This window comes from Actinoplanes sp. NPDC049599, from assembly GCF_044465625.1.
GTDB lineage: Bacteria > Actinomycetota > Actinomycetes > Mycobacteriales > Micromonosporaceae > Actinoplanes.
The window spans coordinates 100,266-107,254 of record NZ_JBITLX010000029.1; the positions used below are offsets into that span (position 1 = coordinate 100,266).

The 6,989-nt window shown below is 69.9% G+C and carries 5 protein-coding genes; 3 read left to right on the forward strand and 2 right to left on the reverse strand.

Going from position 1 to position 6,989, the window contains the following annotated elements; translation table 11 throughout:
- Positions 1–538 precede the first annotated feature (538 nt).
- On the forward strand, positions 539–1,381 hold the full coding sequence (locus tag ACIBQZ_RS35420; RefSeq protein ID WP_396093219.1) for a hypothetical protein: 843 nt from the start codon (positions 539–541) through the stop codon (positions 1,379–1,381).
- On the opposite strand, the gene ACIBQZ_RS35425 is transcribed toward ACIBQZ_RS35420, so the two are convergent.
- Together ACIBQZ_RS35425 and ACIBQZ_RS35430 are read right to left on the reverse strand one after the other, a co-directional pair.
- Positions 1,364–2,359 carry a hypothetical protein gene (locus ACIBQZ_RS35425; protein WP_396093220.1) on the reverse strand — a complete coding sequence of 332 codons (996 nt, stop codon included), beginning with the start codon at positions 2,357–2,359 and terminating at the stop codon, positions 1,364–1,366. The two genes, ACIBQZ_RS35420 and ACIBQZ_RS35425, sit on opposite strands and share 18 nt — an antisense overlap.
- A 204-nt stretch (positions 2,360–2,563) precedes the next feature.
- Positions 2,564–3,256, reverse strand: coding sequence for a DUF4191 domain-containing protein (locus tag ACIBQZ_RS35430; RefSeq protein WP_396093221.1), 693 nt, complete (start codon positions 3,254–3,256; stop codon positions 2,564–2,566).
- Positions 3,257–3,412: 156 nt separating this feature from the next.
- On the opposite strand from ACIBQZ_RS35430, the gene ACIBQZ_RS35435 reads away from it, so the two are divergent.
- Entirely contained in the window at positions 3,413–3,595 is a 183-nt protein-coding gene (locus ACIBQZ_RS35435; RefSeq protein ID WP_396093223.1) for a hypothetical protein, read from the forward strand.
- Positions 3,596–3,648: 53 nt separating this feature from the next.
- Positions 3,649–6,507, forward strand: a complete 2,859-nt coding sequence (locus tag ACIBQZ_RS35440; RefSeq protein WP_396093224.1) for an AAA family ATPase — start codon at positions 3,649–3,651, stop codon at positions 6,505–6,507.
- The last annotated feature ends 482 nt before the right edge of the window (positions 6,508–6,989 follow it).

Below are 6,989 nucleotides of genomic sequence, written 5' to 3' on the forward strand. Positions count from 1 at the left end.
GTGGGCGGGTAACGGGGCACGATGAGCGTGAGGCGGCGGTCGCCCGGGTCTTTCCGACCCGGATCCGCAGCATTGTGGGCATCTACCGACTGAACGCCTACCGGGCCGACGATCACTGGCTGCTCGTGACGTTCGGCTCACCGATCTGTTCGGCCAGGACGTCGGTGCCGAGGTGAGCGACTGGAGGTTCGCGCTGGGGCCTGTGTGTGTTCGGCCGATCACCGGCGTGCCCGGCAGTCGGCTGACGGCGCCGGCCTTCACGGAGGACTCCCGGCTCCCGCGGATCGGGTCGGCACTCGGGCGAGCGATCTTCCTGACGGGTTGTGGGCATCACCGCGGAGGAATGGCCCTGATGAAGGCGACCCGCACCGATGAGGTGCTCGCGACCCTGTCACCACTCCTGATCACCGACCAGAGGCGCTGACCACCGTCAATGCCAGTTCGCTGCTCATTGTGACGCTTAGGTCACCGAGGGTGCGCGTAGCCGTTCCTGTTCATCGGGAATCCGGCCAGTGGATCTCGGTCCAAGGGGGTGGCCGTGCACAGCGTGCAGGACTTGGCAGTCAACATCGTCGCCGCGATCCTGGTCTTCGGATTCGGGGTGAGCGCCCGGGGTGTGCTGGGCCGTGTGCGATCCCGGCGCGGCCGGAAATTCTGGGGCGCGCAGATCATCCGGGGCCGGACCTATCTGTTCCTCGGATCCTTTCCCCGCTTCAACTACCTGGAACCGTCCGGCTTCATCGGCCTCGGCGACAGCCACGCGGTGCACGAACTGGCGACCACCCTCGGCATGTACGGCGCGTCGTTCGATATCGCCTATGCGTCCAAACTGGTGGACGGCCAGCAACGCGAAAACATCATCCTGGTGGGCCTGGACGAGGTCAACAGCCTCATCCCGGTCGTATTCGCGAGAATCGGTTCGGGGTTCCGGGTCGATCCCGCCGCGATGACCGTCGAGGACCTCGAATCCGGCGAGCTGTACTCCCCGGAATGGGAGGAAGACATCCTGCACGGCGACTCGACCCGCGACTTCGACGACAGCTGGTCCATCGCGGTGGGCCCCGACGGCAAACGTTGTGCGCGACGGTTCCGGGTCGACTACGGCATTCTGATCAGGGCCACCAGCCCTTTCGCGGCGGACCGCAAGATTTTCGTCATCGCGGGGATCTACGGGTTCGGCACCTGGGCCGGTGCCCGGCTGCCGCTGGACGAACACTTCCTGCGAATGTGCGCCCGGCATGACGACTTCGAGTGCCTGTACCGGGTGGAGGTGCACCAGAACCAGTTGCTGACCATCTCGGTGGTCGCCCTGCGCGATCTTCCCCGGCAGGACCGTCACCAGCCGCAGATCGGCGGGACCGGGTCAGCGCGCCCGGGGTGATCCGCTGCGCACCGCCACCGCCGTGTGGACGCGCCGATAGTCGCTGTGGCGCCAGCGCCGGCGTTGTCTGGCCAGGTTGAAAAGCTGGGTCTGCCGGTAGTTCACCTGCTCGTCCACTGCGGAGCCGAATTCCGGGCCGGGCATGCGCAGGGCCTCGATCCAGGCGCGTTGGTGCGGTCCGAGTCCCCGCCGGATCAGCTCGTCCAGGTCGGTGCCGAACACGTGCCAGAAATTGAGGCCATGGAGCTCGGTCTCGTACATGACATCGCCGGGGACCTCGATGGGATGGTCGCCGATGTCGCCGCGGCGCAGCCGCTCGGCCCACTCCGCCTGCGCCTCCACCAGATCACCCGATACGGAAGGGGCGATCAGCAGTTCCCCGCGCGGGTCGGTGACCCGATCCAGCATGCGGAAGAATTGCGCTCGGCGCTGCCGGCCGGGAATATGGCCGAGGCAGCTGTACCACGAGGTGGTGATCAGTGCCGGGCCTCTGGTGGCGGCTCGCACCAGCCGGCCGATCGCCGCGGGAGACTCGGCTTCGTTGCCATGAACGAAGACGACACTCAGCCGGATCCCCCGCACATCCCGCACAAGAGAACCCGCGACGTATCCCGCACTCGCCTCGTCGTCCCACTTGATCTCATCGGGCGCTTCAAAGGCGTGCCGCCACTTGAGCTCTTCCTCGGCCTTTCGCAGGCCGACGGCCGAGACGTCATAGGCGATGACCCGCAGGTCTCTGCCGAGGCTGCCGTAGCGTTCCGGGAAGCTGACGAGGAACTCATTCGTGACCCGGCCGGTGCCGAACCCGAAATCGAACAGGGTGACCGGAGAGCGGTCGCCGGCGGTGGTGCTGATCGCCCTGTCGACAGCCCTTCGCAAGGCTGATCTTTCCGCGGTCAATACCGGTACGGCCGAGCGTTGGTCGTAACCCGTGCCGGTATAGCGTTCATCGTAGATGGCTCGTTGCGTCCTCGGCACGGCGAAACCTTCCAGCTGCGCTGAGTCTCAGCGTAGCTGGAGACAATACGTCAGAGCCGGGCAATGGTAAAACCACACACGGGCGTCGTTCGGTGCCGACTCCGCCCGGCTCAGGAAATGCGAAATCCCCGCGCATTGTGGCGTCTGCGCGGGGAGTAAGCATTGCCTGCTGCCCTTAGCGGGCGGTTACCGGTGCGCGCGGGGTCAGCGCGGGCGCTGCTGGCGCATGCCCTTGCCGCCCGGGCGCATGTTCTTCGGGATCGCGCCCTTCGGCATCTGCGGGCGGGCCATCAGCGCACCCAGGCGCTTGTCCAACGCGTTCACGTCCTTGCCGGTCAGGTTGCGGGGCAGGCGCATCACCGTCGTGCGGAGCTTGCGGATCGACAGCTCGCCCTCGCCCTGGCCGATCAGGTAGTCGTACATCGGGGCGTTGCCGATCACCTTCGACAGGCGGCGCTTCTCCTGGCCCATCAGGTTGCGGACGCGCTGCGGCTGGCCCTCGCCCAGCAGGATCACTCCCGGCCGGCCGATCACGATGTGCACCATGTCGAACTGGGTGGTGGAGCTGGCCGCCGGGCGCACCCGCCAGTCGCCGCGCATGTTCTCGACGATCGAGGCTGCCGCGCCGGGCTGGCCCTCGGCCGCGTTCATCATCGCGGTGTTCGACCGCAGGTTGAGCACGATCAGGGCCGCCAGCAGGGCGACCATGATGCCGATCGGGATCCACACCCAGCCCAGGCCCAGGAGGACCACCAGCACGGTCAGGGCGAGCGGGATCAGCACCGCCGCGATGATCAGCGGGACGAACCACTTGTCCTGCCGCGCCGTGAACGCGAACACCTGGCCGATCTGCTTCAGGCGCTCGACGAACGACACCTTCTCCTGGGGTTTTGCCATACCCGAAAGTGTAGTGGTCAGCCGGGTGCCTTACTCGCCCAGGACCCGCAGCTGAGGTGGTCCCGGGCCAAAGATGAGGCACCTTCCCCATGCACGGCCCCCACCTTCCCGCGAAGAGTCGAGCACAGCAAGGACGACCGATCGCGAGGAGACGAGATGTTCCAGCTCAACGACCCCCAGTTCCAGCTCGATCTGTACCACCAGCGCGCCGCCGAGTGGCAGCGCGCGGCCGCCGCCGACCACCTCGCGCACGAGGCCACCGCGGCCGGACCACGCCATGCGCGATGGCACTGGCCCACCCGCAGGCCCCGCCCGGTGCGGGCGCCCGCGGCGTCATGACCGTGCTTTTCGGGGCAGGCGCGCCGGGCCCGTGGCATGACATGCTCGACGGCGTGACCGCGCACGCCGGCAGTGATGTTCTGGTCGGTCGGGAGGCCGACCTCGCCACGCTGCGCGACGCCCTTAAGCGCACCCGCAACGCCGAGCCGTCGACCGTCCTGGTCGGCGGCGAGGCGGGCGTGGGCAAGACCCGCCTGGTCGAGGAGTTCTGCCGGGTGGCCGCCGCGGAGGGCGCCCGCATCCTCACCGGGCAATGCCTGGAGCTGGGCGAGGAGGGGCTGCCGTTCGCGCCGTTCGCGGCCGCGCTGCGCCGGCTCGTGCACTCCGACGGCCCGGCCGTCCTCGACGGGCGCGAGCAGGATTTCGCCCGGCTCCTGCCCGAGCTGGGCCCGCCAACGCCCGAGGCTGTCGGCGAGGCCCGCCGCGGCGTCCTGTTCGAACTGGTCGCCTCGCTGTTCGGCCGGCTGGCCGAACGGCAACCGCTGGTGCTGGTCATCGAGGATCTCCACTGGGCCGACCGGTCGACCCGGGACCTGATCGGCTTCCTGGTCCGCTCGGCCCGGCTGCCGCAGGTGCTGCTGGTTGCCACCTACCGCACCGACGAACTGCACCGCGGCCATCCGCTGCGGCCGTTCCTGGCCGAGCTCGATCGGGTACGCGGTGTGCACCGCACCGAGATCGACCGGCTCGACCGCGACGGCACCGCCGAGATGCTGAGCCACCTGCTCGGCACCGAGCCGGAGCCGCGGACGGTGGAGGCCGTCCACGAGCGCGCCCAGGGCAACCCGTTCTTCATCGAGCAGTTCGCCACGTCCGCCGACCCGAGCTGCGCCGACATCCCGCACAGCCTGCGCGACCTGCTGCTGACCCGGGTCGACCAGCTGCCGGACGCGGCCCAGCGGGTGCTGCGGGTGGCCGCCGTCGGTGGCACCAAGTTCGGTCACGAGCTGCTCAGCCGGGTCGCCGGGATCGACGAGGCCGACCTCGAGTCCGCGCTGCGCACCGTCGTCGCCGCCCAGCTGATCGTCTTCGACGCCGACGGTGGATACGAGTTCCGGCACGCCCTGGTCCGTGAGGCCGTGCACGACGACCTGCTGCCGGGCGAACACGCCCGCCTGCACGCCCGCTACGCCGAGGCGGTCGAGGCGGAGCCCCAGCTGGTCGCGATGGGCCGGGCCCCGGCGGAGATCGCCCATCACTGGTACGCCGCACACGACCACCCCAAGGCGTTGATCTCGGCCCGCCGTGCCGCGGAGGCAGCCTCCCAGCGGTACGCGTACGCGGAGCAGGCCCGGCTGCTGGAACGCGTGCTGGAGCTGTGGGAGCTGGTCCCCGAGGCGGCAGAACTGCTCGGCGCCAGCCACCTCGACCTGCTGGAGCAGACCGGGCTGGTCGCGATCGAGGCCGGCAACCACCCACGGGCGCTGAAACTGACCAAGGCGGCACTGGCCGACCTGGACGCCGATGCCGAGCCGTTGCGCGCGGCCCGGCTGCTCGTTCGCCGCAGCAAACTGCTCTACAACGCGGGCACCAGCGACGGCGCGGCCGAGGCCCGGGAGGCATACCGGCTGTTGCGCCTGGCACCGCAGTCACAGGAGCGGGTGATGCTGATCGCCGACGCCGCGTACGCGCTCAGCGGCGTCAGCGACAAGGAGGCCGGGGAGGTGGCCAGCGAGGCCCTGGCCGCCTCGCTCGAGAGCGGCGACGTGTCCGCAACGGTCACCGCCGCCATCACGTACGGGCAGATCTGTCGCGGCAAACTGTCCGCCGGCGAGGCCCTGCCCGCGATGGAGAACGCCGCCGCTCGCGCCCGCGCGACAGGCGACCTGCCCAACCTGGCCCGAGCCCTGGTCAACATCTCCGACTCCCTGTACGAACTGGGCCGCTACGAGGAATCCGCGGCCACGGCGGCCGAAGGCGTCCCGTACGCAGACCGGGTCGGCGTGCACCGCACCACCGGGGTGTTCCTGCTGGCCAACCACGCCGAGGCGCTGATCGCCCTGGGCCGGTGGGACGAGGCAGACGCCCGCTGCGCGGAGGCCGCCCGCCAGGACCCGCCCGGCACTCTGGCGCTGCCCTGGATGCGCCTGCGCGCGATGCTGCGGCTGGCCCGCGGCCACGAGGGCGCCGAGCCGCTGGCGCACCGGACGATCGCCTTCCTGGGCCGGCAGTTCCTGCACCGGGAAAACCGGCTGTCGCTGATGGAGCTCCGCATCCAGCTGGCCCGGCACACGGGCGACACGGCTACCGCCCTGGCCGCAGCCCGACAAGCAGCGGCCGAACCATCGATAACCGACCGCCCCCGGTACGGCTGGGCCCTGCTCACGGCGGCAGCAGCCGTCGCCGAGGAGTCGGCCGACGAAGAACTGACCACCCAGATCCGCAGTCTCGCCGAGACGGTGCCGCAACGCAGCCCCGCTGACCGAGCCCACGCGGCGCAAGTAGCCGCAACACTGACAGGCCGCCCGGAGCTGTGGCACAAGGCCGTCGAAGCCTGGCGAGCCGACGGCCAGCCCTACCCGCTCGCGGTGGCGCTGCTGGGCCTGGCAACAGCAACGGCCGGCGCGGGCGACCGCACCGCGTCGGCAGGAGCGGTCGAAGAGGTGGCGGCGATCGCGGGCGCACTGGGCGCACGCCCACTGAGCGAGGCAGCAGACACCCTGGCCCGCCGGATCGGACTGCGCTCAGCAACACAGCCAACCGCGACGGGCACGGAGACGCTGACAGACAGGGAGAGGGAGGTGCTGCGGCTGGTGGCGGAGGGGCGCAGCAACAGCGGGATCGCGCAGCAGCTCTACATATCCCCGAAGACAGCAAGCGTGCACGTGTCCCGCATCATCGCAAAGCTAGCGGTGTCAACCCGAGGCGAGGCAGCGGCGGTCGCCCACCGCTTAGGTCTACTGGACAACTAAGGCCCATTCCGATCCGCCGCCCTGCAACGCCCGGTCCGCCGGGAGTTCGCGGTCCGGTCGATGGTCTCCCGGTCCGGCGGGGTGCTGGCCCGCTGGTGTTTTCCGATTCGGCCGCGGGGCGCCGGTCCCGCTGTAGGTTTCGGATTCGGCGAGGGTGTTGGTGGTTGGCGGTTCGCGGTTGGCCGGGGTGTTGGTCCGGATGGTGGTTCCCAGTCCGGCCAGCGTGACCGGCCGGGCAAGGGCCGGTCCGGCTGGAGGTCTCGGGTCCGGCTGTCGCGTCCGCTGTCTGGCTGGCGATTTCCTTCTGGCTGGCGGTCGGGTCCTGCGCTTCACGCAGCATGTGGCGGGTGGTTCCGTCTGGCTGGCGGTCGGGTCCTGCGCTTCACGCAGCATGTGGCGGGTGGTTCCGTCTGGCTGGCGGTCGGGTCCTGCGCTTCACGCAGCATGTGGCGGGTGGTTCCGTCTGGCTGGCGGTCGGGTCC